Here is a 25,595-nt window from a genome sequence, read left to right on the forward strand (position 1 = left end):
TCCCTTCTAATCTTTAAATTCTCCCGAGTATACATTTAATTTGATATTCGGATATTCTTTTCTAAACTGCAAAATTATATCTGTACAACTTCCACAAGCAGGTAACTCCGTAAATAAATCAATTGTTCCCTTAACAGTCTTATCATCGCCTAATTGCCTTGATATATCTTCAAGGATTTTACGTTCAGTATCATTAGCTCTTAAGAACGCATTTGGTGCATCTGTTTCTCCTTTATGGTTAACTGACTTAGCTGGAAATTTACCTTCACCAATGACATATGAAAAACCACCTTCATATTCTTTATGAATTCTACTATGCGCTTTAAATTCTGACTTAAGTCCAGAAATATTAACATCCGCTACTGCAACGTTACCATATTTCTTATATTTTGATGGTAAATTATCACGGATAGCCTGGGTCCTTTCTTGATATTTATCTACTTTTTGTGTATATGAAAGATTACCCGTACCCTTAGTTGAACTCGACCCTTTCCCAGAACTTGCCTGTACCAAGGTATCAGTAGGCTTCTCTTTCCTCGTCGTCTGGGTAACTAGCTTCCCACCGCCTGCCAGTGCGAAATCATTTTGTCTATTGCCTTGTAAGGCACTTTGTAGATGGTCGAGCTGCTTGCGTCCATTTTGCTTCGCTTGGGCGATGGCTGTATTGACTTGTTTTTTGAATTCCTTCGCCTTGGCTGCCACTTTCGTTGTGAGCTGCTTGCCTTTCTCCGCTAGCTTCGTTACCGCTTTCGTTGTACTTGCTACGATAGCGCTGCCCTTCTCGCCCTTCGTGGCGATTTTTATCACCGCTTTTCCACCATGCTTCAGCCCTTTGACTGCGAGTCCTCCAATTACTGCAGCGGCAGAGATGGCTCGCTCTGCCTTGCTTAGCTTGCGACCTGTGATCGGGTCTTTGCCTGTGGCAGATTCATATAGGGCCTTGCCATTACTAACAACGGTGGAAGCAACTCTTTTCTAGATCCTCCTTATCTAACTCGTTGTCTAAATGTTTCGCCCTATACTCTCCAGTTATTTCTTTTAAAAATATAAATAAATTTTCATAGTCTAACATTACTTCTTCATTGCCAAAACAATCTCTTCCAATTCCCCTTTTTTATTTTGCTACTTTCGTTTCCAATTTCACAAATTCTGTGATAACTGCTCCACCAACCTCTTTCGTGTCTTTAAAACTAAACAAAAATAGTAAAAAACAGGTCTATCATGGAATTATCTAACCATAATCGACCTGTTTGTTGTAATGGAATACTGTTATTCAGATGAAAAATTCACGCATTTATATACGTACAAATAAACTGGCGAAGTCTTTATAGTTATATTAAATGAGCTATACATAATTAATGATTTCATTCTGCACTAAGTAATACTTATCACCTTAATTTTTTAAATGCTCTTCATGTATTACTTTTAACTCTCTTCCTTCACATAAATTGTTAAGAGCTTCATATATTCCACACCCAACTTTCCAAATATAGTAATCATCTAGTACTGCATATACCTCCCCTTGCTTAGACATATACAACACTGCATTATCTCTAAAGGCAGTACCAATGACAACCAAATCATTACCTATTATAACTTCATATCTTTTATAATGCCTTCTGTCTAAATCCCCCAGCCCTTCTTTCGGTTCTATCACAAAACTCTCCGATTTTCCGTCATTTTCATATATACATTTTAATTCACCAAATTGCTCAAGTGCTTCTTTTACACAATCGAAAACCACATACCCTTTATTTTCCAAATATTTCACCTGTGAATTAATATCTATTTTTCGGTTTGGGTTCCACCCCGATTGTTTTAATACTTTTTCTGTTTTTATTGATAGTCTTTCCATAATAAATACCTCACTTTTTACCAAATGGTATATCAACAATAAACTCCTCAAATGTCACACTACAATTCCTACACATCTCCTTATATTTACCATCCTTTGAAGAGATGGTGCTCAAGAGAATATCTTCAAGCTTTGCACCCTCCTTAAAAGCTTGATTTACTGCTTGAATTTCCGCACAGTTTTCTACTTCCCATCTCTCAAAACTATTTTTCCCTTCCTTTTCCATCGCTCTCTGTTTAGTTTTTTCCACCAATTTTTTAGTATCATCGAGTAAATCCGTTGCTGTCGGATTAAATCTAGGATTCCCTGTTCTTAAATCTGTGCCGACACCATTATAACCAATATAGGTTTTTCCAGCTTTCATATCAACAGCAGCAGTAATAACATGTGGAATATAGATTTCATTTGTATTTGGATCAATATATTTACCATTAATAAGTTCTGCTCGTTCTTGCTCAAGTTTTTTCCTTGCTACAGCTATAGCTTCTTCCGAATTTAATGCTCTAGCTGTATTATTTTTAGTACCCTTATTCTCATCAGGCTTTTTATTCGAGCCATTTTGTGGTGGTTGGGAATTAGAGGGCTTCGGACTTGGAGTTGTTGTGTTTCTTCCAACCGTTCCTGTATCCTCTATGCGTCTGACGTTTACACCTGCTCCTGCTAACTCCATCTCTGGTGGTCGCAGCTGACGCAGCTGTTGTTTGACTTCGTCTACTTTGGCTTGGATCTGCGTTTTTACATTTGAGACTTGCTTGTTGACTTTTTCTTTTACATTGCCTAAAAGGCCTTTATTCGCTTTTTGAGCACTTTCACTGATACCCTTCGCTGCCTTCGCACCTTTATTGACCCATTTACCAGCTGTTGCTGCATTGCCCACTACTGGGATCATAGCGCCAAAGGAGAGAGCCGCATTGACCTTGTCACCTCTTGCCGCATAAATAATACCATTCACACCATCTGCTACTTCTCCTACAACGGGGACCATCCCGACTATATCTAAGCCCGTTTGTAGCGTATTTAACAGATTTTTAGGTTTTACAGCATTTTTCACAGCTTTGGTCGTTGCTTGCGCAGCCTTTTTCACGACTGGTAGTACTTGTTTCTTCACTACCTGCTTCGTTTGTTTGACTGCGGTCTTTACCTGTTGCTTGGCCTTCGACACGGTGGCCTTTGTTTTTTTCACAACCTTTTTCGTGGTCAGAACAGCTTTTTTAATTGCCTTTTTCGCCCGTTTAACCAATTTACTCTTGGATAAACTATTTTTCAGCTTCCGTGCCTTGGTAAAGAATTTACCCCACTTCTTCTTTTTCTTCTTGCGTTTTTTCTTCTTTTTATTGGATTTTCTTTGTTTTTTCTTCGTAGAGCTCTTCTTTTTGGAGGATTTCTTAGTGCTCTTTCCTTTTGATCCGCCGCTCTTTCCTTTTTTCTTTCCACCTGGGGAGCCTACTTTCGGAATCATCCCTAGTAAGCTTCCTGCTAATCCTAATAGACCCATTAGGCATCACCCCCACCAACAGGGATCATCCCCATGACGTCTAGGGCTGCCACGTTTTGGGATCAGCTGTTTTCGGGTTGGACTCGCCACCCTTTCGTACACTATGACGAACAAACGCTGCTTCCTCTCGATGTGTTGGGAAGGTTAGGTGGACGCTATCTCCTTCCTCTGGTGGGCTGTAAAAGCCACTATTCCCTTGCCGTATATGGTTAGCCAATCCATTTTTATGGTTTTACCCCTAGCGTTGTTTGTTTAACTTCTTATATAATTTCTTTTTTGAATGTATCCCTTTTTTATTCACGTATTATATGAAATTAAAAAGGTAGAAAAGCTGTTAGAACAACGTTTCTACCTTTAACTATTTGTTTTGACAAAGTATCCTATTAGGACATGGAAGTAAGACAAAATTCATAGCTAGTCATACAACTGTATATACCTTTCATTTAAAGGTATATTGACATTCTTAACTAATTCAATTTTTAGTAGCTCTATTTTATTTGATAGAATCGAAATGAACAATGCATAATAATCTCCTGTAGTTGGATAAGAAAATAAGCCATACCCTTTAGATGAAATAATTTTGTTCACTTCCTTTATTTTTTCTGGTAAAAACTCATATTCCAATTTACCAAGTTGCTCAAGTTCATCAAGGTTCTCCTAATACGTGTTCTAAATACAATTATTTTTCTTCTTCATACGCTAAGGCAATCTCCACTACTTCTTCTGGTGATAAATCCTCTTCATTCCAAAAAATTAAGTCACTAGGGGCTGGATGAGGAACATTATCTTCTAAAATTTCTATATATTCGCTTACTTCTTCATCAGACAGCTTAGGATTACATATTTTATTTACTAGTTCAACTAATTCATTAAAAGTTAGCTTTTTATCTATAATTATTCACTCATCCTTGGTGAAATAAATTGACAATAAATAAAATGTTAGCTTTTTAATCTTAAATTTCCTATTAATTCTTGAACATTCTCAGCAATATACTCAAATGTACCTCTTTCAAAATCTTCTAATTGAATTATTCCACTATTGTTCTCAATAACCACTAACAAACCATTTCCCTCAATTCCAATAGGTACCTTTTCTAAACTATCACCGTGATTTTTTTTATATCCTTTCAAAGACTCTCGGAAGGAACTTAGGCCAGTGCTCGGTAGGACAGGTTCTAATGTAATATAGTGCTCCTTAAAAAATCCATCTAAGTCTGCAAACCAATATGAGTTAAAATAATCAACTATTGATTTATGCAAATTTATATCAAATTCATCTTCTAATCTTGTAAAATTTTGTGAAACAGCCATTTCTACAGGTTTCCATGAGATATATTCATCCTCATCAGCTTCACCTTCATAAATTATTAGATTATCATCACTACTAACTGGTGTTTTAAATAAAAAATCTAAACCTTCTGCAGCCACCTCTTTCCTCATCTGAAAGTATATCTGCATTGCTTCTTTTGTTGACAAAATTATCACCCTTTACTTATTTAAAAATTTTTCAAGTAATTTAGCATACTCACTATCATTTCCCCAAACACCTGCAGCTTTTTCGGCATTATGAATACCACCTGTTCCTGGGTGTAACTTTGAAGGCACTGCAACTGCTTGGCCACCCCCACCTACGTGATGATGGATTAATTTATCATTATATAATTCCTTCATATCATATTGAGGGAAATGTTCCCTAAATGTTTTATCATTTATAGGAGCGAAACCTAAATCAATTTTTTGTTTATTTGCTTTACTTAAACTTTCTGGATGTTTATTCATTATTTCTTTCCAATAAAAGTCTTTATCACGTAACCAACCTTCTGCATTGGTTCCTGGTTTACCCTTACCCACATATGGCATTTCTACTGTAATTCTTGGGTCAGCAGTATATTTTTTTTCTAATTTTTTCAAATCTGCATTTCTATAAGTCCTTATAGGATGATTAGCATTACCCGTACCCTTATTCTCATCAGGCTTTTTATTCGAGCCATTTTGTGGTGGTTGGGAATTAGATGGCTTCGGACTCGAGGAGGACGTATTTTTTCCAACCGTTCCTGTATCCTCTATGCGTCTAACGTTTACACCTGCTCCTGCTAACTCCATCTCTGATGGTCGCAGCTGACGCAGCTGTTGTTTGACTTCGTCTACTTTGGCTTGGATCTGCGTTTTTACATTTGAGACTTGCTTGTTGACTTTTTCTTTTACATTGCCTAAAAGACCTTTATTCGCTTTTTGAGCACTTTCACTGATACCCTTCGCTGCCTTCGTATTTATTAAATTAATTTTATAAAAGGGAAATATTATAAAAAGAAAGTCACCCATGCTAATGAGTGACCGTTAAATACTTTCTACTGGAACTTTATCAAAGTTAAACCCTTTAAATGATACAATTCTTAAAGAACCTGAAGCTGTCTTTTCAAGATACTGAACTTTACAATGTATCATTGGCTCTAACCAAGTTACATCTCGCTCAACATTGGTAACGATTTGTTTAGCAATTTCCCTAAAAGCTGCTTTTTCCTCATGTTTAAATCCAAATTCTACGCTTGCAACAGGTCTATACTTACCATTCGATAATTTAATTCCTACAATCATGGTAAATGGATTTTCTTTATATCCTAAAATAACAACATCCATGTATTTAAAATGTTTGAACTTAAGCCAATCATGTGATCGATGATTAGTTTTGTAGGTTGAATTAGTACGTTTTCCTACGACACCCTCCATGCCTTTGTCTTTAGTTATATTAAAGACATTACTACCATTCCCTACAACTGAAGGTGTAATTAATAATTCATTTGATGGCTCAATTATCGAATTTAATATGTCTTTACGTTCTATTAATGGTTTATTCATAAAACTTTTATCTGTAGTTAATACATCAAATGCAATAAATGTCGCTGGATGCGTTATAGCAGCTTGATTAATTTTATGTTTATTTGAAAGTCTACCTCTATAATTAAAGTCATCAAATACTGATACACCATTTCTCAAAACAACGCCTTCGCAATCTATAATCGCTTTATCTGCCTTAATTGACTTTGCTATAATCTGAAGCTCAGGGAATTTAGCAGTAACGTTATTTCCATGCCGAGTAAAGGCTTCAATTCGATCTTTATCTTTATGCAAAAGGATACGCCAACCATCCCATTTTATATCATAAATCCATTCATCACTGTCTACTATTTCATTATTGTTACCCATGTGCAAAAGCATAGGTTTAACTGGAGTAAATAACATTGATATATCCCTCCTTAATTTACATTATCTCATTTTGAACTACCCATTAATACAAGTAAATCAAGGAATTGATGGGAATACTATTTACAGATTATTTCTTTAGGTAAGTATTAATCAACTCTTCGACTTGAGTTTTCAAGGCTTGGTTAGCATACTCATGTACTTCATCTTCTCCAGTTGTCTTTATTGTACATGCGCTGAAGTATTCACTTGTCTTAACCCATTTAACTACTTCGATACCACTCTTTGCTAACAGTCTCTTTTTATTATAGAAATCATTTCGGATATCTTTTAACAATTGGTCTACAATTGGTATAAATACTTTGGACATTTTTAAGTGTTCAATTTGCTGATAATCCTTTTGAAGTGACTTTATAGCCATATCCAAAATTATAAACTGGTGTAAAAGCCTACGTTCATCTCCTTTAATCATCAACATCCACCAAATATACCTTTTGTACTTCTTCGAAACGAATACGTTTAATTGAAAAGTCAGTCTCTAATAACATCTCTTTTTTAAATGTATCGACACCAGTAATAACACCATTCACTTCATGTAATTTGTTATTGCTCCAAAGACTTAGTTTGATGTTTGTTTGCTGCTTAAAAGATCTCTGTATAGTTTGTTCAATTTCTTCAAATTCCCACTCTGTCAGTTCACGTTTCTTATCATGAAATTGTTCTTCTTTCCACTTCCTAATTTCTATAAGATGTTCAGGCAGCATCATTGCAGTCCACTTCATATTCCCACGATCTTTTAACATAATATCTCTCCTTACATATCATAAGAACGTTTGTTTATATATATTATAGAACTTATGTTCTTATTTATGCAATAAAAAGATCAACAAATGTTTAATAAAAGATAACTATTATATAAGTTTATCTAGTGCCATACTGATAATCATTTTTTCTGACTTATTTTTTCCAAAATCAATATAATTCAAATGTTTAAGTAAAATTACTAATTCTCCTCTATTTAACGGTTTACACATATTTTTGTGTATTTCAAAAGTTAAATTATTGCTGTCAAAGTTAAGGTTTACATTAGACACCTCATCATCTTCATTGCAATATTGTTCGAAAATCGAATCAGAGAATCTTTTGTTTATTAAATTATACGAAGGTTGTTTCAATAACTCTACTAAATATATGTCACCAACAGTTCTTAAAATAGCTATATAAACAACTTTTTCATCCAATTTATCATATAATTTTACTATATCGTATTCTTCAAATTCCATAACACAAGCTCCATTCTTTTATGTATTTTATAATATTCTCATTTTATTTACTAGTTAAATTTAAAAAGTACATCCCCAATCGTATAGCTTCCAATTAAACCAAGAAACATTCCACCAAACCAAAATAACTTTCCTAAAGAATTATCACATTTATTTAATTCGCATCCTAATTGTACTGATAAAAAACCAACTATTAGAATTGCAAACCCTATTGCCAATCCTTAATTTCATAATAGGCTCGTATTATTTAAAATATCTACAATACATTCATCTTCCATTTATCATTTTCACGATTATATGCAACTATTCTTGAGCATGTTATACAATTAATTTTTAAACCTTCTTCAATGTCCCCAACGTAACGATTAATCTCGCTATCATACATGTGATCTAATCCGTGATACTGAAATGTACTATGGTCAAAACAAGTAAAGCACTGTCCTTCTTTGATACTCATAATTAAAGAACTCTCCTTTTTTTTATGTATTTTATAATACTTTGTTTTTATTTAGTTGTAATATATACAGTTCTATATACTTCATCTAAACGGTAATACTTTATATTTTTATTTGCAGTAGGTTGGAATTCATCTGTAATTTCGTACTCCTTATAAAATCCTTTTTCTTTTCCATTAACGAACAATTTAAACAGTGTATCTTTATTATGTAATCCGTATGTTTCATAATTCCCTATTTGCATAATATATCGCATTGATCTAAACATAATTCATCATCCTTTTTCTTAATAAAATGACTGTATCATTTTACAATAAACCCAACAGAATAAATCATATTTATGTATTTTAATAATTAATATTTAAGTGGTACTTTTAAAACTATAAATACCACTTACCCTATTATTTTTTATTATATATACGTTCCCATTTATAATGGTTCTCTGATATTTTAAAGTGTAATGGGAAAACTTATTCTTCTAATAACGTCTGTTCCAGAAGTCTAATAGATAAATACTTTGCAAGGTAGAGTTCTACGCCATTTTTTATGTTACGACTATTAGAAAAATTCGGAGCTTGTTGTATTAATACATTAAGCAAGTCTAATTGCTCTATGTTCTCTTTATCCTCTTGAGTATAATTAGCTACTACTTCATAATAAATTTCCTTAATTAATTGTTCTTTAGCTTCTGTACTTAATGGATTAAATTTAATAAATGCTGTAAATCTTGAAAATAAAGCAGCACCTAATGCCGATTGAATTTCAGAACGAGTGTTAAAATTTGCTGTACAAATAATAACTGTATTTGATAAGTCTACTTTATAATTAATATCTTCAAATTCTCCTTCGTCAAACATTTGGAAAAAAGCTGAATACAATCCTTGAGGGCATTGATTAAATTCATCAAATAATATAACATTCCCTGCACTTCTCATAAGGTCTTTCGCTAGGGAAGGTGCATGAATTTCACTTCCAAATAAATAATTGTAAAATTCATTAGTTTTAAACATAGAAAGTTGCTGTCTAAAAATAGTCTGATCTGACAAGGTGCTATTAATAATTTTAGCTGTTTCAGTTTTTCCTACTCCTGGTTGTCCATAGAACATTAATACAATCGGTAATTTTTTCTCATGATGAATGGAGGTATATAAAGCCGCTGTTATATCGTATAGCACCTCTTCTTGACCATAAATCTTGCTATTAATTGATTTAATAACTTCTTTTAATTTCTCCTTAGTGATTTTAGGTCTACAATATATTTCTCTCTCAACATAAACATCGGAATCATCACCATTACTCAATGAAATCAGTTTGTTAACTAAAAATTTAGGCGGATTATGCATTACTGAAAAGCATACTTTTTCATTATCCATAAGGATATTTAGAATACTTAATAGATTTTCTATAAAATGTTCTTTAACAGAAAAGAACTCCTCTGCTCTCGCAACGAAAACGTAGTCAGTATCATTTGTGATAATTTCCTTTGCAACTTCCAAAAACCCTTTTGAGTCAACCATTCTTACAATAGTACTTAATCTAAGTTCTTCGTAACCATCTTGTTCTAAATTATCATAGTACTCTTCGAATTCATTACTTGGTCCCTCGTAGATTATATAATTTTTATCCATTATTCTACCCCTGCTAATATTATGTCTATTATATCCAAATAGTTTTCTGATTCAATTGGATCTGCTAATGGATCAAACCCTAAGTCCTCGCTATTTCCTGACTTAAAATCTAATTCATTTTGAAAATTTAATATATCTACATCAGAGTTTCCAACAACTATACCATATAATGTAAGTCTCATTCTTTGTAAATCTTGAATCCTGTAGTTATTTCTAAACCCTTCTAAATTAAATCTAACAATATACTTTTTATTATCATTATCTGTAGCTACAAGCTCATAATAACCTTTTGCATTTGCTAAAACATCATCCATTGCATGAAAGTCTATATTTTCGTATTCAGTTGACATTTCAGGAGACGCTTCAGTAATCTCTTTAAAGATCTTAGTAAAAGGAGCTATTACCTTTATGTAGGTTGCAGACTCAGGTATAATTTCTATTGCTTTTGTTTGTATTTTTAAAAGTTCATCAGGTTCATTTTTCTTCTTTTTTGTATTCAGAATATCTAAAAAACTTGTTAGAATTGTGTTTGTAATATTTATAGCCATAATACTTTCTTTATTTCTAGAAAACGCCCCTTTAATTCCTCCTGTAACACCTGTTGTAAGTAAATCTAAAATACCAGTACCAAATCCTCCTTCGATTTTTAAATCGTTTGCGTTTTTCACTATCTTTTCCATAATTTCTTGTGATCTTCCGTTATTCCTTATATCTATCAAGTCCAAAGCTGAAGATTCATCAAAATATATTACTTTTCTCATTGAATACCTCCTAAAAGAACATGCATATGATTCAATGATATACCTGTTACCCAATTAATTACAAGAAATAGTTATTTTTGTATGATTACCCACCTAAGTATAATCATACAGAAGTTTTAGATAATCACTAAGTAAGTATTATTACTTTTTTTATAAAAATCCAATATTATTTAATAATTTTTGCATTTCTTACACTTAAATTCTTCAATTTCATATCCATCTGCAAGCACAATAATGTCACCAGTAGCAACTATTTTATCTCCACACTTCTTACACTTTTTCATTTAATTCACCCCATTATTTAATTTCAAACGACTTGATCTTATTCCACATTGAAGCATATTTCTGACGTTCTTCTTTACTATACTCAAGTGGACTCATATGATTTAGCCATTCATTTGGATAACCTAACGCATTAATATAGAATTTTATTCCTGCTTTATCGTACACGCTTTGTTCGTGACAATGACCGAATATATTATGCTTTGCCTTTATCTGCTTTAATTCATTTAAATAACACGATGTGCTGCCATATTTATGATGACTGTTAATTAAAATAGATGGTACATGTGTAATTAACACGTCTACCTCTTCCATATTTTCATATACCAATCCTTCGTGAAAATTTTCGTTTCTGATATCCATTCCATTAATTAATCTTGAATCATTTGATACTGTATTGAAGAAAGTGACATCATTAAATTCAGTCAATGGATACCAAGAAGTTGATCCTGCAAATTTTAAATCCTTATAGATGAAAGTCATAAAATCAGACAGCATTGTTACATTAATTAAAGGAAAAATGAGACCCATTAGTTCATATTCACGTTCCTTACTTTTCCTCTTGTATTTATCACGTTGTCCATTTGAAACTAAATAGTAATCGTGATTTCCCAACACAAAGAATACATGCTCATACTGCTTTGAAAAATACTCTAAGCACCACTTCGATTGAATATTGTAGTGTGATAAATCACCTGCAATAATTAGTACTTCGCCTTTGTTATCTGGTAGTAACGTTTCTAAAAATTTATGCGTTTTCTTTTCCCACTTATCATAGTTACCAATATGTTTAATATAAAAGTCTAAATGTAAATCTGAAATATAATCAGTCTGCATATAACCAATCCTTTTGCATGTATTTTCTATAATAAATCTTTATTATTGTTCAGTATTTAATTTTGAAAAATCATAATACAATTTATTTTGTCCATCTGGATGATTAGTCAACATTACACAATCTATTAACAAATCTTTATCTTTAAATAAATCAGTTACATCAAAATCGATCTCTTTAATTTGTCTCATCACAAAATTTAACAGCATTACTGATTGGTGGTATTTTTGATTAAGATTAGCGTAGTCTTTTCTTAATTCTTCAATTTCTTTTATCATACCCCTTAAATCATTTGTTATTTTAATATGTCTTGTATCAGGATGATCCACATAATACACTCCCTTTGTATCTAAATAATAAGTCTCTATTGTTTAAATCGGAAACTCATTTTTATAGTTTAAAAAGTTTCGTAAATCTTGTTGAGTGCGATTTGTCGGTATAACAATTGAAATTGATTTTTTGATTAGGAAATTAACTGCATCTAACTTTTCTTTATCCATACCTATTAAATGTACTTTTCCGTCAATCTCAATTAACAAACTCAATTTAGCATCTTGAATGTCAAGTTTCACAACTCTACCCCCCCCCGTATATTTTATTTTCATAAAAGTTTAGTATTATTGAATTTAAATCATTTTTTAACTAAACCGTTCCTTTATTTCACGTTTAATAATTTCTTCAATCTCTTCTTTTGTTGGTGCGATTTGCTTTACTTTTTCTTCAACTAAATTTTGAATTTCTTCATAAAAATACGTATCTACACTCTCAATAGCTTTTTTTGTTACCCACATAGAAGCCCTAGTACTCTTACCACTATTATCACTTGATTTCTTATATACTTCAGACAATTTATCTGAAGATTTACTATAAACATAAACCTTTTCATCTAAATAATCTTTTATTATTCCACTAATATATGTATCAATATTACGATCTCTACTATCATATTTTATTTTCGCATTCTCTAAGTAAGCTTCAACAATAGGTGAGATTTTATCTTTTAATTCTTCTTCAATCATTTGATCAGCTTTACTTCTAACAATATTTTTAATTTCGTTTTTAGCTATCTCCGATATTAAATTTTGTACTTCATATTCTAAGTCCTCTTTTGTTAGTTCTAAACTAATATTAGCCTTCATCATCATTTCTCCTTTATGTATATTATCAATTAATTATTAACACCTTCTATAATTCCTCCGAAATTACAATATGTCTCCATCGAATCTAACCAGTCCAACCTTTCAATCTCGCTTATGTTAGAAATATCTTTCTTCAGATTTACAAACTCAAAAGTTGACATCTCATATTTTCTTTCATATTCACTAAGCTTATGCTTCGAAGTTTCAGGCTGTTTATAGAAATTACTTTCTGGTAATATCTTTTTTAACTCATCAATAATCTGTGAAATATCCACTGTATTTCTCCTCTCCTTTATTTATAAAAGCATGATATTACTTAAATCATTTCGAGCAGACTTCTCTTAAATCAATATCTAATTTATTTCCTTTGTCATCTTCAACCCATTCACCGTTGTATTTTCGATGTTTCATTTCTTCTAAAACTTCTTCTGTGCTTTTAAAAATACTTCTATGTAGTGTTCCTACGAACCCATTTGAAGCCTTATGAACAGTATCAATACGACACAAATAAACGCTCACACAATTGTTTATTTTATTCCCTACTTTAATTTCATATCCATCTACTTCATCTAATTCAGTTATATGATCTACATAATAATCTTCTCTTTTTGGCTTAATCTCAAAACCTTCAGAATTGTAGTACTTCTCCCAAGCTTTTTCAGTCGCATTTACTTCATTATCAGCGATTACCAATTCTTCAATTAAGTTATACCCTGTACACTCTGCTTCGTCTTGGAACGCAACTAAATATAGCTTCACTCACATCACTCCTTTTCTAAATGAACATTTCCTTTTATCTCATAACTTTCTCCACATTCTAATTGTCTCCAAGATTCAAAGTCATCACGTTGCTCATACCAACCAATAGACATGCCAATACAACCTTTTACAATGTTATCTACCCATGTAATAATCCATTTTATATTAGATCCTTCAATAGTCGTATAATCTCCTTCATAAATAATATTTCCTGAAGCGTCTCTGAAGCTTTTTAATTCAGTCACATTGACTCCTCCTCTTAATTTAAATAATATATTGGTTTCATTTAATTACTTCTTTATATGCGTCAGCTAAATGCTTTTGCTGCCCTTCTGAATATGTAGGATTAAATTCATTAGCAACTTTCTCTAATCTTCCTGCGATGTCAATCAGAAACTTAATGTCGTCATCATTGATATCTCGCATCAAATCATTATCTGATAAAGCTTTTATGTATTTAATTCTTTCTTGTTCGTTCATAGTGAATCACTCCTTATTTTATCTACCTAAATATTACCACAACAATGATTAAAATACAACTATAATTATGTATTTATTTAATTAAAGGACGTAAGAAATAATCTCCCTACGTCCTTTAATACCTAATTTAAACTCTCTTTAAATGCTTTTACTGCTTCTAAATAAGCCTTTTCTAGTTCGTCTAAGGTGTAATACTCTTCGGAATCATCATCAAATGTTATTATGACCCCTTCATTGCTACTTAGAATATCAATCTTCCAACCTAATAAGTCAGCAGTTTGTGCTAATTTATTCAAGTTTTCTTGACACTTAAACATTCCACAATATCACCTCCTTTTACTAAATCATTTACTATTTATTCTTCATTGATCGAATAGTAAGAATGAACGCTTTTGCAAGTATTAATTCTTCTTCTGTTGCAAACTTTCCATCCCCTAAATATATTATTTATTTTTTATTTTAAAACAATGAAAATCATCGTCACATCCATCGTGAGCACACACTTCCTCATTCTTCTTTAAACATTTACCTTCACCTGCAAATCCCTTATTAGTACCTTCATTTTCATCTTGGTAATGGATACAGAAATCGCAAATTCCTCCCATTTCTTTACATTCATTATCACAATATGTAGCCATATAGATCATCCTCTCATTAAATTAATTAATAGCATTTACTAATTCTTTAATTAAAGTGATACAACCATATACAGATGCAGCAATCCATCCGACAATCGCAAAACCGTTTAATTTTACAACATACATTTCTTTATATAACTTATTCCACACGTATATCACTTCCTTTCTAATAAAACGTGACTATTATTTAACTATTTTACACATCCATAAACTTCTACTACTGATTTACCTGCAAATGTTTTATCTATAACTTTATATTTCCCACCAATTGACTCACAGTCTATCTCTGACTCTTTACTTGAAATAGTAGCAACAACCAATAAACCAATCAAAAACAATATCGTAAATAAAATTACAGCAGCTATGGATATGTCAGATTCATCTAACCATTTCTCTTTTGGCTTATACTTATTCTCTTCTTTTCGCTTCTTTTGAAAATACATACTATCCATATTTACTTTCATCTCCTTTTCATTTTAATAATAGAATCATTTGATTAAATCTTACTCGCAATAAGGTACTGTTGCACCGTTCTTTTCAATAAATAATGTCTCAACATTAGGTGCAAACGTATTGCTATATATTGATGTAGTATATGTATAATAGCATCCAGTCATTTTATTTCTTAATACATAAATATTACCTTTATCAATTTCATCTTTAGAAATTAAATCAAATCCTTCAGGTAAATCTGCTTCTACTTTTTCACTGTCTTGACTACATCCAAATAAAGCTGTAAATCCCAACATCCCTGCTATTACTAATTTTCGTTTCATTATGTATTTCCTCCTTTAAATAATTACTCCAATTACAATTGGCTTTGATAAATCTACATCATGTAGTTCATTATCTTGTTCATTTAAATTACCATTAGAAAGCTCATCCCTCATATGAGGTGCATCTTCCCATTTCTGACTATATATTTTATTCACTTTTGGACTGAATTCATATGGTGAAATTGTAGCCCAATCGTTATGTTCGTAGATATCCAAATCCCCGTGCTCTTCATTTATTGCGTTTAATTTTGAAATCATTTCACTTATCTTCATTAAATCATCCTCCATTTTAACTTTTAAATAAAACTCCTCTTTTAATTAATTTAATCAATACTATTCTTCATTTTCACATTAATTAAATCCCATCCCATAGAATCAGCTAAATCTACAGCATCCTCAAAAGTAATTCGATAATCATCTATAATTTCCATATACTCATCCATCAAATCCAATACTACGTCAGGATAATCAATCTCGCTATAATGAGTCTTGATTTTATTAAATACTACATATGCTTCTTTTTCCATAACCCCAACTAACAGGGATAAGAGTCGATCAATTTTGTTCTCTTCTACATTAATTTTATTAAACGATAAGATATAATCTTGCATTAAAACTCCACTCAAATCATTGTCATAGTTTTCTATTTTTACTCATTTGCAATTTAGCGTTTCACAAAATTACTTAATTAATTCTGGATTTTCATTTTTACTACCGATTCTCTCGATATGTCCTGCTGATTCCCAATTTAGCGATTTAACGTTATTCATAACTGTTCCATTTTGTAATAGATACAAAAACCATTGCCCAGATGTTTCACTGTATTTAACAATGAATAATTCATCTTCGTATATTGAACTCTTACAAATATCATCCTCATATAGCTCTTTTGCTTTTGAATCTTTTAAACCACTATACAATAATACTGAGTGACCATCTTCAATTAATTTATCGCTTCCTTCATTGTCTTGAAATCCAATAATTTCACAAGGATTCATTCCTTTAAATAAAGGATAGGCACATTCATCCCACATTTTCAGATCATTATTCCAACATTTAACTTTGACGATCATAATTTATTCCTCCTCCATTTTCATAAAACGGTTCTTTTAATTAACTTTAATTACTTCTTGATTTTCTACAGCATAACTATTTCCACAATCCTTTAACTGTCCTATTATAATGTCTTTACCTTTAAACATTTTCTTTCCTTCTGCTTTAGCATCTATTTTGCTATAAAATGTTTCATGTACCAACTCAATACTGTCTGTTTCTGTAAAAGTCCATTGATTATGCATTCACATAACCCCTTCTAAATTTCTAGAACTACTTTTCCTATATTTATATTAACATCAAGATTAAATTAAATCAATTAAATTTATGTATTTATTAATTTAAATAAAGTTAATTATTATGAATAATTTTCATAAATATGTATAATACTAGTTATATAGATTATTTACTTAATTATGGAGGTTTTAAGAATGGCAGAAAAGAAAGAGAAAGAGCGCGTAAAAATCCCACCAGAAATTGTTAGTGAAGCAATGCATTTGTCAGATAGCACTTGTTGTAAATGTAGAGAACCTAGGAAAGCTGTTCAAACCCATCATATCGATGAAGACCCTTCCAATAGTCTTGATATCGATAACATAGCTGTTTTATGCCTACAATGTCATGATGAAACAATGGCAAAAGGAGGTTTTGGAAGAAAATTCAATGCGGACTTAGTGAAAAAGTATAGAGATGCTTGGTATGCTGATGTTCAAAAAAGAAGAGAAAATACTATCGTAATTACACAGCCTTCGGTTGATACATATTATGATGATTTGGAAGATGTTGAGTTTGATGATAAAAAGACACGTGCTCTTCATAAACTCACAAGAACAAATTTTTCATATTTAGAGTTTAAAGAGGCTATTGAAAATTATTTATATTTAAATGATGGTGACCAGAAAGTTCTTATAAAATTATTGAAAGATTTTTTAAAAAATGGCGAATTAGACATACCTAAAATTATACGAAAAAACCAGAACTTCATTATCGAAATAAACAATCTCAAGAATAATAATTTCTTATCATTTTATGGTGGATGGTAAACATATGGAATGGATTTAGATGGTTTTACGACAGATCCAAATGAAGATATTACACTTGCAGTTGGCATTAAAGAAGGATGGACTATGCCATATTACTCTTTAGTAATTACAGATATTTATTTGTGTTTTGGAGTTAATAAACAAGAAGAATTTAATCAAAAATTAATTGAAGAATCGTGTTAAAATTTTTGGTGAGTATCTACATGTGAGTTACTCACCAAAACTCTATTACTACTCAATTTCATAAAATGAACATATTAATTAAACTTTAACACCAAAATAATATGTATATTTATATCCTTTAATATCCCATTTGTCATTCTTATATTTATCATTTGTTTCTACAAACGTATATTCATTTAACTTATTAAATTCATACATTACTTTCTTAAAGAAGTCCTCATTTCGATCTTTCCAATTTAACATTTTACCTAACTTTCTTGATTTAGAATTAAATTTAGTGAAATATTCAATTGAACTACTTGGAGTAATGTATTCCTCTTCGTTAACCCTTTCTGCAATTATCACATATACAGCATTATCATAATTACTCTTACACATATACTTGTACATATCTTTTGCTAATAGCTTTGCTACACGTTCTGGAGTCGCTTGTCGTTTTAACCTGTTATAGTTACGTTTTTCAAATTTGTCAACCACCCATGCTAAAGGATACATCAACTTATAATATGTATTAATTGATTTTGATTTATAGCTTTTAATCTTTTTATGTGTTGAAGGTTTCATATTAATTCTCCTTAATTATGTATTTTTATAATAAATCACTTTTATTTAATCTCTCATTTGTAATTTCTACTGCACGAGAATTAATATCGCACCCTATGTATTGTCTTCCTAATTCTTTCGCAACAACCATTGAAGTGCCACTACCGCAGAAAAAGTCAGCGATAACATCACCTTTGTCCGAAAACATATAAATAATTCGTTCCAGTAAAGACTTAGGCTTCTGAGTTGGATAATCGACCATCTCCTTATTTTCTCCATTATAAAGATTCTTGCAATCAACCCAAATGTTAGACAGGCATTTTTCATTATAATCAGTCAGATAATATTTTTTATATTCTTTCCCTGATTTAGTCATATATAACTCACCATTATCTCGCATTTTATCTACTGAAATTTTAGAGTACATACCCAATGGAACAATTTTAAAGTACTTATCTGTCTCTTCATCGAAATACTTAAATTCCTTCAATGATACTACATCGTGAGGCGACTTAATTTTATTCACTGTAAAATTATCTGATTTTGTAAAGTAGAAGATTTCATCGTAATCTTTAGATAATGCTTTTTTAGATTTCGCACCTTTACCCGTCTCATTTTTCTTCCAAACAATCTTATCTTGAAATTTAAAATATTTGTTTAAAAGAATATGTATATATGGAGATGTTCTATAATCGCATTGGATGATAATTGTTCCTGTATTAGATAAAACTCGATACATTTCTTCAAAACGAACATCGTAAAATTCATTCACATTATCTATTTTATCCACGTATGCCACTGCACCATCTTTGTGTTTAAAAGTTTGTTTTGTATTATATAAAATGTCACAGTAAATTAAATCAATCGATTCCGAATTTAAGTGTTGAAGTAGTTCTAAATTGTCTATATTATGTATTTCGTTTAATTTCAAATTTACCACTTCCCTTTTATGTATTTATGTTTAAATAATATTCAGTTTTTATTAAACATCTAACGCAGTATGAATATTTTCTAATTTCGATTCAAATTTAGTATCTTTTAATAGTCCACTTCTATAAATCTCGCAAATTAAAGAACCTAAATCATCAGCCCATGATTCACTTTGTTCAAAATAGAACTCCAGTAGATTATAATTTTCAAATAAATATTCCTCGAAAGTACATTTGCAACCTGAAATAACATATTCTTTATAGATTTTGCTATCTTTCATACCATTTCTCCACTCCCTTTAATGCGTTTCAACAATTCAGGTAAAATCAAATGAATAATCGCATCGTTATATGTACTTATTCTATATGGCTTATGACATTGTGAAATGTAATACTCAGCCTGTTCAAGTAATGCTTCGTTCGTTAATTTAGGATAAATATCATTTCTAGCATAAGAATTCATTCTAAAAGTTCGATATTCGTCTGGTGAAATGCTTTTATTATGAAATTCAGATACATGCTTCTGTGATCCATCCTCAAATAATACATACTTTAATTCATTTTCCTTTTTTAATTTTTCCTCATATTCTTTAGGAAATTTAAATGTCATAATAATTCTCCTTCATTATTTATTTGTTTATATAATATCTATCTTTCATTTAACTTTTAATATTGATTCCAATTGATTTTAGACGTTTTAATACTTTTAAGCACACTTTGTATACTATTCAGACAAAAGCTCTCTAAAGACTTGATAGCACCTAAATTCATTAATAAAGCCAATTACCACTATTGCTAATTGAAATGCAACATCTCTCAAAGTTAATTACCATTAAAGGTTGCAAAATTCTTTGTGTATAAAGAAGAATATTTAATAATCATTAATAACCAGTATATACGATTTAAAATTTCACCTTATCAGGTAAAATTCCAATCGTGAAAATTATTCATTCTTCTACTATCTATATCATATGTAAATTTACAGTGTAATGATTATTGAATCTTTCTAATCCACTATCTCCAAATGGATCATACTCTACTTTATGTTTTGTAATAGTAATTAGTTTTTCTTTTACTAATAGTTTATTATATTTCGTTACAGAAAAATTACTTATACCTAAATCCTCTTGAATAGTCTCGTAACTAGGGTAACAAAATTGTTTAGTTACATTCTCTCTGTTAATAAACGACTCATAATAATACATCAATCTAAATCCAATTACACCAATGGTATCTAATGATTTTAGTAAATTTAAAGGTAATTGCGTAAAGTAGTTTTCTTTATATGGTTTTAACATTGTAAAATGTATTGGATTATTAATTGGTAAACTATCAAAATCAACCCTAATTAAGTCTTGATCACTTAAAATTGAAAAACACTTCTTCACAGTTCTGTTATCTGTAATCCCTGTCACAAATTTTATATCTTTAAGTAAAACATCTATTTCGCCATTACTGAAAGCTTGAAACCTCTTGAAAAGTAAAAATGCATAAATAGCAAATGACTTTTCATCAATATTAAATCCCGTGTTGCGTATTATTTCATTTGGTATCTGTAACCATATTCTTTTCTCCTTACTCATATTAATTAAATCCTTTTATGTATTTTCATATTTATATTTTTCTTTTATTTCACCTTTATATAGACTAGATGATACTCCACCTCCTTCACAACTTAAACTTTGAATAATTTAATACATCTTTCTCTTTTCTATTCTCAATCTTATAGAAGTCCTACCTTCTCCTTCAATTGTGATATTTTCGAAGTATGGAATACAGACCAATTCATTACCTTCAGGTCTTACAAAACCTTCACCGACAGCGATAGCTTTTATTGCTTGATTAATTGCACCAGCACCAACACCAGCTATTTCTACACTAGGATTTTCTCTTAAAGTTGCTACAATTGCTCCTGCCAATGAATTTGGATTTGATTTACTTGATACTTTTAATGTTGTCATCTATATTTCTCCTCTATGTGCTAATTAGTTATTTACGTTGATTTTAAAGCCATTTATAGTGTGCTTGATATATTTATCATCTTTTAAAGAAAATGAGCTTATACGTAATGGAAATAATTAAAATCGCTATCATATTTAACCATCTTTCCAATGAGTCAACTCATATTCAACTTTCTCCAATAAATCTTTAGAGAAAATTCTGACTTCTAAAGATGTGTGTCGCAAACTTGCCCATCTTAGTTCTTGTAAAATTGTGAAAATGATGATGTTATTTTTAATCTTTTTATTCATACAAACACCCCTAATTAATTTTTCTTTCACCACAATTTTTACAGTGTATATGGTCAGGATTTAAATAATCTGCAAACTTTAACTTTTTCTGTTTCGAAATCTTATTATTATTGGTAATCTTTTGTTCATATGCTTTTACTTTTTCTATATATCGGTATAATCTTTCTGATTCACAGCTTAAACATTTCAATGGCAACTTAATTCACCACCTCATTAAATAATAGTTCTATTTTAATAAATAATCTTTTGCATACTCGAAACCGAACCAGTTCAACATCTTTTCTCTAAATCTTATAAGATATGAATGTTCATTACCCATCCAATCTATAATATTTACATCATAATCATTAATTGTATAATTTTCTTCTATTCCTTCATGATCTCTAAGGGTAACTCCTATACAATGATCTAATTTCTTATAGTTCAATTCAAGATTGTTCGGTGAGTAAATTTCCATGATTTCTAATATTTGATCATGCGTCAATTGAGTGACATATTTCATAAACTTTTCACCTCTGAGATTCGACTAAATAAAAACTAATTACTATCATAGGCATCTACTAGACCATGTGTGTATGCTAATAATTTTATTTTCGATTCATTAATATTTTCTTCTGGAATCATTTGGATTAGTTCAATTAATTCTTTAACAAAATCATCATTAATATTCTTTTGAACACTTCTTCCTAAAAGATAATCAATAGAAACATCAAACAAATCAGCTATATTGATTAACGTTTCTAATGTAGGTTGTTTTGTACCATTTTCATATGCGGTATAGGAAGTCCTTGCTACATTCAATTTGTCAGCAACATAACCTTGAGTCCAATCTTTATTTGATACTTTATTTTCTTCTCTTAGCTTCTTAAGTCTTGCTGCTAAAATATCCATGTATTCACCACCTTCAGTTTAGATTTGAATAATAACTTCATTTTACCTAGTATCTAATATCATTTATCCTTCACACTGATTACTTTATTTCTTGCGACCTCGACAATCCTTCCTATTTCTGGTTTAATTCGTAAATAAGCCTCATTAGCTTTAATGATTGTTCCAACAATAGTTTTTTCTACAGGATACTTCACTTTGCTACTTGAAAGTCCGCTATACTTAATTACTTTCACGTTTTTTCCTGTCATTCAATCTACCTCCTTGTTATTTAAGTCAAAAACTTCTATTATTTAACCTTAATCTATTAATCCTAATTCAAATTGATCATATTGACTTTTACTTTGGATTAATTCAGACATGTGGTTTTTATTACTTTTAACTTCTTTATATTTCGCTTCAGCTTCTTCTTTAGATTCAAAGAATAATGTTTTCACATCATCATCAATTAAATCTAGATAACTGACTACCCACTGACTATTGTTCTCGTCATCTTGTATTTCATTTTCTACATCTCCTACCTCTTCATCATTACAAGATAAAAGATTTTGTGGTACTAAATAAAATAAACCAGAAGTAGTTTCACATAAAGCCATTCCATTATCATATTCATAAATAACATTAAGCTTAATGTACTTTTCAATGTCCTGATAATTCTCTTTGATAAATGTATCTTTGTTTAAACATTCTTTTTTAACTAAATACTTCCCTATTCTTAGTAACTGTTCACGATAATCAACAGAGTTATTAAGCAAATCTTCTACTTCAGAGAATTCCATACCTTTTGCACATAATTGATCATAGATGTCATTTTCTATAATATGAAATTTTTTAATCATATCAAATGTTGCTTTGTCCATCACTGCACCCCTTAATTGTTTTATAAAATGCTGATTTTACTTAATTCTTTTTACTGCATTTTTAAGTTTTCTAGCAATATTACTTAAACTCTCTACATTCTCTGTATCTAAAGATTTTACCTCACCTAAAGCACTGATACAGATAGGCTTTACAGGATTATTTTTAACATAATTAACAAATACCTCGCTGTTAACGAATTCTTCTAGTTTCAAGATACCACTCCTAATTTTTAAATAATATTATACTTTTATAGATCAATTTTACTTGATGCTCAAATGGTATACAACTTCCAATTACAAATAACTCCACTTATAATCAGTTGTTGCCTCCATTTATTCTTAACCTGATATTACCATACACCAAAATTCGAAGTCAAATACTTTATGTATTTTTTATTTTAATTTTAGTTTGAATTTCAGAATACCTAAAATGTTAATATTGATAAGTTTGGTAAATTTGCTTTAAATAAATAAAACCCAAGTGTATTTTTGCACTTGGGTTAATATCATCACCAATATCTATAACTTATATAGTACTGTTGCACACTCTATAATAATCTCATCTTCATCAGCCCCAAAATCATGTTTGTCACCAGCGATTACGTACTGTTGCTTACCATACCTTTTGTTAAATTGAATTATTTTTTCAAGTTTCTCAATTAACTCTTCTTCATCTTGCCATTTGTCACCAACAAGCGTACCGCAAGTACCTCCTATTGATTCTTCTGTTGGACAATCATTTTCATAATCCCATTCAAAAGAATCCTTGCAAATATCACCAACTTGGTAATTATTTTCATCATCAGCACGTATTGCTAAGTAAGTTTCATTTGAATTTAAAAAATTTTCAACGATCTTTTTTAACATATCATTCGACCCCTTTGTATTTATTTCTCATGTCACCCTTACCTTATATCAATAATAACATATCATTATTGATATGTAAAGAGTAATCTTTAACTTTATTTTCTTTTATTTCTTGCGTATCCCTCTAGATCAGATCGGAGGTATAAACGTGTTTTTCTGTTTGTACCAAATTCTACAAATGCTTTAATTCTACCTGCACTTACAGATTGACCAAACCCAGAAGTAGACTGACCAGTAATTGTCTCAGCTTCATCCCTCAAAACCAAATTATCCTCGATCCATTTCTTAATTTCTTCGTTATTCACTATCTTTTCCTCCCTCGTTTTCTTATATATCCAATGTCTTTCCCGCAGCGTGTTCGTCTATCGTCTTTAATTTTTTCTACCAATTTTCAAGCATCCACAGGATTTTGTACTACCTGATTTAAGGTTCAAGTAAAGAACCTCAGTTGTGTTTCCACATTCACATTCACATACCCAATAACGATTTGTTATTTCTCGATTCACTTTCTTTAATTACGGTTAATTTACCATATATTTGTCCAGTCAAATTACTCTTTGGTCTGGGCATTACACAAACAATCCTCCTTTGAAATTCTTTCGTTATGATAATAATAACATGATGATATTACTATAATGTAGTGTAATTTAATACATAAAAACAAAAGTTACTTGTTTGAGTCAAAATCATACAATTAATAAATCAAGATTCTGTCTATCTCTATATTCGTATTAAAAATTCTACATATCCTTATTCTCTAAATGTAAAATTCTACGATTTTGATTTTTTAATTCTACAGTTTTGATTTTACTGCCACCTCAATCTTTAACTTCATAATTACATCAATCTATCAAATACAATATATACTTAGTTAGCTAATAACTTCATGTACCCCTTTTGCAGCTCTTTCATTTGATCCTTATAATAATCAACTTCTTCCTTTGTAAAACTTGGTGTAAATAATACAGGAGCTTCAACTTCTACATCTGAGTTATTTACTGAAATTTCATATCGTGCGAAATCATACTTATCCACTAATTCAAAACCATACTCTTTATTTATATTGTTAATACACTCTTCTCTTACTTCATTACTCATTTGTAGTAGTGAATTGTATACTTCATATTTATTATAACTAACCCCAGTACCATAATCCGCAGCATTATTTACGACTAATTTTAATTGTTTCATCATTTTTCATATCCCCTTTATTGTTTTTAGTATTTATTGATTTAATTATATCACAACAACTTAACTCGTTTAATTGTAATATCAGCTTATTTTTATAACATTATTCCGGTCATCAATAGAAAATTACATAATTCTGTATTTAATTTATCGTTAATCACGATAATAACTGCTCTAATAATAGCTAAAACCTTACTCTAAG

General features: G+C 30.5%; 47 protein-coding genes and 1 pseudogene. 2 read left to right on the forward strand and 46 right to left on the reverse strand.

The genetic code is table 11. The features are described from left to right. Nucleotides 1–6: 6 nt before the first annotated feature. The 31 genes and pseudogenes from QH639_RS19070 to QH639_RS19220 all read right to left on the reverse strand — a co-directional run bounded on the left by QH639_RS19070 (nucleotide 7) and on the right by QH639_RS19220 (nucleotide 16,885). Nucleotides 7–807 (reverse strand): deaminase domain-containing protein, encoded by an 801-nt coding sequence (locus tag QH639_RS19070; protein ID WP_310794759.1) that lies wholly within the window; start codon nucleotides 805–807, stop codon nucleotides 7–9. Then, nucleotides 790–945: pseudogene (locus QH639_RS19075) on the reverse strand (pre-toxin TG domain-containing protein); the annotation flags it as partial. The pseudogene QH639_RS19075 and the gene QH639_RS19070, both read right to left, overlap by 18 nt. 448 nt (nucleotides 946–1,393) lie before the next feature. Then, nucleotides 1,394–1,855, reverse strand: a complete 462-nt coding sequence (locus QH639_RS19080) for an SUKH-3 domain-containing protein (RefSeq protein ID WP_259420522.1) — start codon at nucleotides 1,853–1,855, stop codon at nucleotides 1,394–1,396. Between the two features lie 10 nt (nucleotides 1,856–1,865). Further along, nucleotides 1,866–3,350, reverse strand: coding sequence for a hypothetical protein (locus QH639_RS19085; protein WP_281114988.1), 1,485 nt, complete (start codon nucleotides 3,348–3,350; stop codon nucleotides 1,866–1,868). Between the two features lie 679 nt (nucleotides 3,351–4,029). Beyond that, a complete protein-coding gene (locus QH639_RS19090) occupies nucleotides 4,030–4,242 on the reverse strand; it encodes a bacteriocin immunity protein (RefSeq protein WP_081977429.1) in 213 nt (70 codons plus the stop codon). Between the two features lie 47 nt (nucleotides 4,243–4,289). After that, the gene (locus QH639_RS19095) at nucleotides 4,290–4,808 is read right to left on the reverse strand and encodes a SecY-interacting protein Syd (RefSeq protein ID WP_036074957.1); all 519 of its coding nucleotides are present in this window, start codon (nucleotides 4,806–4,808) and stop codon (nucleotides 4,290–4,292) included. A gap of 30 nt (nucleotides 4,809–4,838) precedes the next feature. Further along, nucleotides 4,839–5,672, reverse strand: coding sequence for a hypothetical protein (locus QH639_RS19100; RefSeq protein ID WP_281114989.1), 834 nt, complete (start codon nucleotides 5,670–5,672; stop codon nucleotides 4,839–4,841). Between the two features lie 15 nt (nucleotides 5,673–5,687). Beyond that, a complete protein-coding gene (locus QH639_RS19105; RefSeq protein ID WP_281114990.1) occupies nucleotides 5,688–6,590 on the reverse strand; it encodes an ATP-dependent DNA ligase in 903 nt (300 codons plus the stop codon). 91 nt (nucleotides 6,591–6,681) lie between these two features. Next, nucleotides 6,682–7,023, reverse strand: coding sequence for a YhjD family protein (locus QH639_RS19110; protein ID WP_281114991.1), 342 nt, complete (start codon nucleotides 7,021–7,023; stop codon nucleotides 6,682–6,684). Further along, on the reverse strand, nucleotides 7,016–7,354 hold the full coding sequence (locus QH639_RS19115) for a YolD-like family protein (RefSeq protein WP_281114992.1): 339 nt from the start codon (nucleotides 7,352–7,354) through the stop codon (nucleotides 7,016–7,018). The genes QH639_RS19110 and QH639_RS19115 overlap by 8 nt, the downstream gene beginning before the upstream one ends. Nucleotides 7,355–7,462: 108 nt before the next feature. After that, nucleotides 7,463–7,834: a hypothetical protein gene (locus tag QH639_RS19120; RefSeq protein ID WP_281114993.1), complete on the reverse strand. Its 372-nt coding sequence runs from the start codon at nucleotides 7,832–7,834 to the stop codon at nucleotides 7,463–7,465. A gap of 504 nt (nucleotides 7,835–8,338) precedes the next feature. Beyond that, nucleotides 8,339–8,557, reverse strand: coding sequence for a hypothetical protein (locus QH639_RS19125; protein WP_281114994.1), 219 nt, complete (start codon nucleotides 8,555–8,557; stop codon nucleotides 8,339–8,341). Nucleotides 8,558–8,759: 202 nt separating this feature from the next. Continuing rightward, nucleotides 8,760–9,917 carry an AAA family ATPase gene (locus QH639_RS19130; RefSeq protein WP_281114995.1) on the reverse strand — a complete coding sequence of 386 codons (1,158 nt, stop codon included), beginning with the start codon at nucleotides 9,915–9,917 and terminating at the stop codon, nucleotides 8,760–8,762. Next, a complete protein-coding gene (locus QH639_RS19135; protein WP_281114996.1) occupies nucleotides 9,917–10,678 on the reverse strand; it encodes a DUF6414 family protein in 762 nt (253 codons plus the stop codon). Before QH639_RS19135 ends, QH639_RS19130 begins: the two co-directional genes overlap by 1 nt. A 297-nt stretch (nucleotides 10,679–10,975) precedes the next feature. Beyond that, on the reverse strand, nucleotides 10,976–11,797 hold the full coding sequence (locus QH639_RS19140) for a metallophosphoesterase family protein (protein ID WP_281114997.1): 822 nt from the start codon (nucleotides 11,795–11,797) through the stop codon (nucleotides 10,976–10,978). A gap of 42 nt (nucleotides 11,798–11,839) precedes the next feature. Continuing rightward, nucleotides 11,840–12,124: a hypothetical protein gene (locus tag QH639_RS19145; RefSeq protein WP_281114998.1), complete on the reverse strand. Its 285-nt coding sequence runs from the start codon at nucleotides 12,122–12,124 to the stop codon at nucleotides 11,840–11,842. A 42-nt stretch (nucleotides 12,125–12,166) separates the two neighbouring features. Beyond that, nucleotides 12,167–12,367 (reverse strand): hypothetical protein, encoded by a 201-nt coding sequence (locus QH639_RS19150; protein WP_281114999.1) that lies wholly within the window; start codon nucleotides 12,365–12,367, stop codon nucleotides 12,167–12,169. A 66-nt stretch (nucleotides 12,368–12,433) separates the two neighbouring features. After that, the gene (locus QH639_RS19155; RefSeq protein ID WP_281115000.1) at nucleotides 12,434–12,940 is read right to left on the reverse strand and encodes a hypothetical protein; all 507 of its coding nucleotides are present in this window, start codon (nucleotides 12,938–12,940) and stop codon (nucleotides 12,434–12,436) included. Between the two features lie 23 nt (nucleotides 12,941–12,963). Then, nucleotides 12,964–13,209 (reverse strand): hypothetical protein, encoded by a 246-nt coding sequence (locus tag QH639_RS19160; protein ID WP_281115001.1) that lies wholly within the window; start codon nucleotides 13,207–13,209, stop codon nucleotides 12,964–12,966. Nucleotides 13,210–13,255: 46 nt separating this feature from the next. Beyond that, nucleotides 13,256–13,693, reverse strand: coding sequence for a hypothetical protein (locus QH639_RS19165; protein WP_281115002.1), 438 nt, complete (start codon nucleotides 13,691–13,693; stop codon nucleotides 13,256–13,258). A gap of 5 nt (nucleotides 13,694–13,698) precedes the next feature. Next, the gene (locus QH639_RS19170) at nucleotides 13,699–13,938 is read right to left on the reverse strand and encodes a hypothetical protein (protein ID WP_281115003.1); all 240 of its coding nucleotides are present in this window, start codon (nucleotides 13,936–13,938) and stop codon (nucleotides 13,699–13,701) included. Nucleotides 13,939–13,975: 37 nt separating this feature from the next. Then, a complete protein-coding gene (locus QH639_RS19175) occupies nucleotides 13,976–14,173 on the reverse strand; it encodes a hypothetical protein (RefSeq protein ID WP_281115004.1) in 198 nt (65 codons plus the stop codon). A 122-nt stretch (nucleotides 14,174–14,295) separates the two neighbouring features. Beyond that, complete coding sequence (locus tag QH639_RS19180) at nucleotides 14,296–14,490, reverse strand: hypothetical protein (protein ID WP_281115005.1); 195 nt, start codon at nucleotides 14,488–14,490, stop codon at nucleotides 14,296–14,298. A 126-nt stretch (nucleotides 14,491–14,616) separates the two neighbouring features. Beyond that, a complete protein-coding gene (locus tag QH639_RS19185) occupies nucleotides 14,617–14,811 on the reverse strand; it encodes a hypothetical protein (protein WP_281115006.1) in 195 nt (64 codons plus the stop codon). A 21-nt stretch (nucleotides 14,812–14,832) separates the two neighbouring features. Further along, nucleotides 14,833–14,961, reverse strand: coding sequence for a hypothetical protein (locus QH639_RS19190; RefSeq protein ID WP_281115007.1), 129 nt, complete (start codon nucleotides 14,959–14,961; stop codon nucleotides 14,833–14,835). 41 nt (nucleotides 14,962–15,002) lie between these two features. Continuing rightward, the gene (locus tag QH639_RS19195; protein ID WP_281115008.1) at nucleotides 15,003–15,263 is read right to left on the reverse strand and encodes a hypothetical protein; all 261 of its coding nucleotides are present in this window, start codon (nucleotides 15,261–15,263) and stop codon (nucleotides 15,003–15,005) included. Nucleotides 15,264–15,314: 51 nt separating this feature from the next. Next, nucleotides 15,315–15,587, reverse strand: coding sequence for a hypothetical protein (locus QH639_RS19200; protein ID WP_281115009.1), 273 nt, complete (start codon nucleotides 15,585–15,587; stop codon nucleotides 15,315–15,317). A gap of 15 nt (nucleotides 15,588–15,602) precedes the next feature. Further along, nucleotides 15,603–15,860, reverse strand: coding sequence for a hypothetical protein (locus QH639_RS19205; protein ID WP_281115010.1), 258 nt, complete (start codon nucleotides 15,858–15,860; stop codon nucleotides 15,603–15,605). A 50-nt stretch (nucleotides 15,861–15,910) separates the two neighbouring features. Next, on the reverse strand, nucleotides 15,911–16,198 hold the full coding sequence (locus QH639_RS19210) for a hypothetical protein (protein ID WP_281115011.1): 288 nt from the start codon (nucleotides 16,196–16,198) through the stop codon (nucleotides 15,911–15,913). Between the two features lie 69 nt (nucleotides 16,199–16,267). Continuing rightward, nucleotides 16,268–16,660, reverse strand: coding sequence for a YopX family protein (locus QH639_RS19215; protein ID WP_281115012.1), 393 nt, complete (start codon nucleotides 16,658–16,660; stop codon nucleotides 16,268–16,270). A gap of 36 nt (nucleotides 16,661–16,696) precedes the next feature. Continuing rightward, nucleotides 16,697–16,885, reverse strand: a complete 189-nt coding sequence (locus QH639_RS19220) for a hypothetical protein (protein WP_281115013.1) — start codon at nucleotides 16,883–16,885, stop codon at nucleotides 16,697–16,699. Nucleotides 16,886–17,071: 186 nt separating this feature from the next. On the opposite strand from QH639_RS19220, the gene QH639_RS19225 reads away from it, so the two are divergent. Continuing rightward, the gene (locus QH639_RS19225; RefSeq protein WP_281115014.1) at nucleotides 17,072–17,683 is read left to right on the forward strand and encodes an HNH endonuclease signature motif containing protein; all 612 of its coding nucleotides are present in this window, start codon (nucleotides 17,072–17,074) and stop codon (nucleotides 17,681–17,683) included. A 9-nt stretch (nucleotides 17,684–17,692) separates the two neighbouring features. Continuing rightward, nucleotides 17,693–17,866 (forward strand): hypothetical protein, encoded by a 174-nt coding sequence (locus QH639_RS19230; RefSeq protein WP_281115015.1) that lies wholly within the window; start codon nucleotides 17,693–17,695, stop codon nucleotides 17,864–17,866. A gap of 78 nt (nucleotides 17,867–17,944) precedes the next feature. Here the strand turns inward: QH639_RS19230 and QH639_RS19235 are convergent, their stop codons facing one another. The 15 genes from QH639_RS19235 to QH639_RS19305 form a co-directional block, all read right to left on the reverse strand. After that, nucleotides 17,945–18,430, reverse strand: coding sequence for a hypothetical protein (locus tag QH639_RS19235; protein WP_281115016.1), 486 nt, complete (start codon nucleotides 18,428–18,430; stop codon nucleotides 17,945–17,947). 25 nt (nucleotides 18,431–18,455) lie between these two features. Beyond that, entirely contained in the window at nucleotides 18,456–19,340 is an 885-nt protein-coding gene (locus QH639_RS19240; protein WP_281115017.1) for a DNA-methyltransferase, read from the reverse strand. Between the two features lie 51 nt (nucleotides 19,341–19,391). Next, nucleotides 19,392–19,619 carry a hypothetical protein gene (locus tag QH639_RS19245; RefSeq protein WP_281115018.1) on the reverse strand — a complete coding sequence of 76 codons (228 nt, stop codon included), beginning with the start codon at nucleotides 19,617–19,619 and terminating at the stop codon, nucleotides 19,392–19,394. After that, entirely contained in the window at nucleotides 19,616–19,948 is a 333-nt protein-coding gene (locus QH639_RS19250) for a hypothetical protein (RefSeq protein ID WP_281115019.1), read from the reverse strand. The genes QH639_RS19245 and QH639_RS19250 overlap by 4 nt, the downstream gene beginning before the upstream one ends. A 352-nt stretch (nucleotides 19,949–20,300) precedes the next feature. Continuing rightward, nucleotides 20,301–20,921: a hypothetical protein gene (locus tag QH639_RS19255; RefSeq protein WP_281115020.1), complete on the reverse strand. Its 621-nt coding sequence runs from the start codon at nucleotides 20,919–20,921 to the stop codon at nucleotides 20,301–20,303. 108 nt (nucleotides 20,922–21,029) lie between these two features. Next, on the reverse strand, nucleotides 21,030–21,299 hold the full coding sequence (locus QH639_RS19260) for a stage V sporulation protein S (protein ID WP_281115021.1): 270 nt from the start codon (nucleotides 21,297–21,299) through the stop codon (nucleotides 21,030–21,032). Between the two features lie 135 nt (nucleotides 21,300–21,434). Next, nucleotides 21,435–21,590 carry a hypothetical protein gene (locus QH639_RS19265; protein ID WP_281115022.1) on the reverse strand — a complete coding sequence of 52 codons (156 nt, stop codon included), beginning with the start codon at nucleotides 21,588–21,590 and terminating at the stop codon, nucleotides 21,435–21,437. A gap of 226 nt (nucleotides 21,591–21,816) precedes the next feature. Then, on the reverse strand, nucleotides 21,817–22,092 hold the full coding sequence (locus QH639_RS19270) for a hypothetical protein (RefSeq protein WP_281115023.1): 276 nt from the start codon (nucleotides 22,090–22,092) through the stop codon (nucleotides 21,817–21,819). A gap of 35 nt (nucleotides 22,093–22,127) precedes the next feature. Further along, nucleotides 22,128–22,481, reverse strand: a complete 354-nt coding sequence (locus tag QH639_RS19275) for a helix-turn-helix domain-containing protein (RefSeq protein ID WP_281115024.1) — start codon at nucleotides 22,479–22,481, stop codon at nucleotides 22,128–22,130. A 59-nt stretch (nucleotides 22,482–22,540) separates the two neighbouring features. After that, a complete protein-coding gene (locus tag QH639_RS19280) occupies nucleotides 22,541–22,729 on the reverse strand; it encodes a hypothetical protein (protein WP_281115025.1) in 189 nt (62 codons plus the stop codon). Nucleotides 22,730–22,777: 48 nt separating this feature from the next. Next, on the reverse strand, nucleotides 22,778–23,338 hold the full coding sequence (locus tag QH639_RS19285) for a hypothetical protein (protein WP_281115026.1): 561 nt from the start codon (nucleotides 23,336–23,338) through the stop codon (nucleotides 22,778–22,780). 36 nt (nucleotides 23,339–23,374) lie between these two features. Beyond that, nucleotides 23,375–23,551, reverse strand: a complete 177-nt coding sequence (locus QH639_RS19290) for a hypothetical protein (protein ID WP_281115027.1) — start codon at nucleotides 23,549–23,551, stop codon at nucleotides 23,375–23,377. Nucleotides 23,552–23,857: 306 nt separating this feature from the next. Further along, the gene (locus QH639_RS19295) at nucleotides 23,858–24,205 is read right to left on the reverse strand and encodes a hypothetical protein (protein ID WP_281115028.1); all 348 of its coding nucleotides are present in this window, start codon (nucleotides 24,203–24,205) and stop codon (nucleotides 23,858–23,860) included. 95 nt (nucleotides 24,206–24,300) lie between these two features. After that, the gene (locus tag QH639_RS19300; RefSeq protein WP_281115029.1) at nucleotides 24,301–24,510 is read right to left on the reverse strand and encodes a hypothetical protein; all 210 of its coding nucleotides are present in this window, start codon (nucleotides 24,508–24,510) and stop codon (nucleotides 24,301–24,303) included. Nucleotides 24,511–25,072: 562 nt separating this feature from the next. Then, entirely contained in the window at nucleotides 25,073–25,399 is a 327-nt protein-coding gene (locus QH639_RS19305; protein WP_281115030.1) for a hypothetical protein, read from the reverse strand. Nucleotides 25,400–25,595 lie beyond the last annotated feature (196 nt).

The sequence above is a fragment of the Lysinibacillus sp. 1 U-2021 genome (assembly GCF_029916965.1).
In the GTDB taxonomy this organism is placed as follows: Bacteria; Bacillota; Bacilli; order Bacillales_A; family Planococcaceae; genus Lysinibacillus; species Lysinibacillus capsici.

Bases quoted from the DNA above. Each gene is read 5' to 3' on its own strand.
- QH639_RS19130 (WP_281114995.1), bottom strand. From the start codon at position 9,917: ATGGATAAAAATTATATAATCTACGAGGGACCAAGTAATGAATTCGAA.
- QH639_RS19245 (WP_281115018.1), bottom strand. From the start codon at position 19,619: ATGAAAGATAGCAAAATCTATAAAGAATATGTTATTTCAGGTTGCAAA.
- QH639_RS19275 (WP_281115024.1), bottom strand. From the start codon at position 22,481: ATGGATATTTTAGCAGCAAGACTTAAGAAGCTAAGAGAAGAAAATAAA.
- QH639_RS19205 (WP_281115010.1), bottom strand. From the start codon at position 15,860: ATGAAGATAAGTGAAATGATTTCAAAATTAAACGCAATAAATGAAGAG.
- QH639_RS19235 (WP_281115016.1), bottom strand. From the start codon at position 18,430: ATGAAACCTTCAACACATAAAAAGATTAAAAGCTATAAATCAAAATCA.
- QH639_RS19200 (WP_281115009.1), bottom strand. From the start codon at position 15,587: ATGAAACGAAAATTAGTAATAGCAGGGATGTTGGGATTTACAGCTTTA.
- QH639_RS19210 (WP_281115011.1), bottom strand. From the start codon at position 16,198: ATGCAAGATTATATCTTATCGTTTAATAAAATTAATGTAGAAGAGAAC.
- QH639_RS19180 (WP_281115005.1), bottom strand. From the start codon at position 14,490: ATGTTTAAGTGTCAAGAAAACTTGAATAAATTAGCACAAACTGCTGAC.
- QH639_RS19105 (WP_281114990.1), bottom strand. From the start codon at position 6,590: ATGTTATTTACTCCAGTTAAACCTATGCTTTTGCACATGGGTAACAAT.
- QH639_RS19225 (WP_281115014.1), top strand. From the start codon at position 17,072: ATGGCAGAAAAGAAAGAGAAAGAGCGCGTAAAAATCCCACCAGAAATT.
- QH639_RS19270 (WP_281115023.1), bottom strand. From the start codon at position 22,092: ATGAAATATGTCACTCAATTGACGCATGATCAAATATTAGAAATCATG.
- QH639_RS19185 (WP_281115006.1), bottom strand. From the start codon at position 14,811: ATGGCTACATATTGTGATAATGAATGTAAAGAAATGGGAGGAATTTGC.
- QH639_RS19295 (WP_281115028.1), bottom strand. From the start codon at position 24,205: ATGTTAAAAAAGATCGTTGAAAATTTTTTAAATTCAAATGAAACTTAC.
- QH639_RS19260 (WP_281115021.1), bottom strand. From the start codon at position 21,299: ATGACAACATTAAAAGTATCAAGTAAATCAAATCCAAATTCATTGGCA.
- QH639_RS19265 (WP_281115022.1), bottom strand. From the start codon at position 21,590: ATGAATAAAAAGATTAAAAATAACATCATCATTTTCACAATTTTACAA.
- QH639_RS19305 (WP_281115030.1), bottom strand. From the start codon at position 25,399: ATGATGAAACAATTAAAATTAGTCGTAAATAATGCTGCGGATTATGGT.
- QH639_RS19230 (WP_281115015.1), top strand. From the start codon at position 17,693: ATGGATTTAGATGGTTTTACGACAGATCCAAATGAAGATATTACACTT.
- QH639_RS19100 (WP_281114989.1), bottom strand. From the start codon at position 5,672: ATGGGTGACTTTCTTTTTATAATATTTCCCTTTTATAAAATTAATTTA.
- QH639_RS19280 (WP_281115025.1), bottom strand. From the start codon at position 22,729: ATGACAGGAAAAAACGTGAAAGTAATTAAGTATAGCGGACTTTCAAGT.
- QH639_RS19155 (WP_281115000.1), bottom strand. From the start codon at position 12,940: ATGATGATGAAGGCTAATATTAGTTTAGAACTAACAAAAGAGGACTTA.
- QH639_RS19285 (WP_281115026.1), bottom strand. From the start codon at position 23,338: ATGGACAAAGCAACATTTGATATGATTAAAAAATTTCATATTATAGAA.
- QH639_RS19175 (WP_281115004.1), bottom strand. From the start codon at position 14,173: ATGAACGAACAAGAAAGAATTAAATACATAAAAGCTTTATCAGATAAT.
- QH639_RS19250 (WP_281115019.1), bottom strand. From the start codon at position 19,948: ATGACATTTAAATTTCCTAAAGAATATGAGGAAAAATTAAAAAAGGAA.
- QH639_RS19215 (WP_281115012.1), bottom strand. From the start codon at position 16,660: ATGATCGTCAAAGTTAAATGTTGGAATAATGATCTGAAAATGTGGGAT.
- QH639_RS19195 (WP_281115008.1), bottom strand. From the start codon at position 15,263: ATGGATAGTATGTATTTTCAAAAGAAGCGAAAAGAAGAGAATAAGTAT.
- QH639_RS19135 (WP_281114996.1), bottom strand. From the start codon at position 10,678: ATGAGAAAAGTAATATATTTTGATGAATCTTCAGCTTTGGACTTGATA.
- QH639_RS19140 (WP_281114997.1), bottom strand. From the start codon at position 11,797: ATGCAGACTGATTATATTTCAGATTTACATTTAGACTTTTATATTAAA.
- QH639_RS19115 (WP_281114992.1), bottom strand. From the start codon at position 7,354: ATGTTAAAAGATCGTGGGAATATGAAGTGGACTGCAATGATGCTGCCT.
- QH639_RS19095 (WP_036074957.1), bottom strand. From the start codon at position 4,808: ATGCAGATATACTTTCAGATGAGGAAAGAGGTGGCTGCAGAAGGTTTA.
- QH639_RS19220 (WP_281115013.1), bottom strand. From the start codon at position 16,885: ATGCATAATCAATGGACTTTTACAGAAACAGACAGTATTGAGTTGGTA.
- QH639_RS19120 (WP_281114993.1), bottom strand. From the start codon at position 7,834: ATGGAATTTGAAGAATACGATATAGTAAAATTATATGATAAATTGGAT.
- QH639_RS19110 (WP_281114991.1), bottom strand. From the start codon at position 7,023: ATGATTAAAGGAGATGAACGTAGGCTTTTACACCAGTTTATAATTTTG.
- QH639_RS19085 (WP_281114988.1), bottom strand. From the start codon at position 3,350: ATGGGTCTATTAGGATTAGCAGGAAGCTTACTAGGGATGATTCCGAAA.
- QH639_RS19125 (WP_281114994.1), bottom strand. From the start codon at position 8,557: ATGTTTAGATCAATGCGATATATTATGCAAATAGGGAATTATGAAACA.
- QH639_RS19080 (WP_259420522.1), bottom strand. From the start codon at position 1,855: ATGGAAAGACTATCAATAAAAACAGAAAAAGTATTAAAACAATCGGGG.
- QH639_RS19255 (WP_281115020.1), bottom strand. From the start codon at position 20,921: ATGAGTAAGGAGAAAAGAATATGGTTACAGATACCAAATGAAATAATA.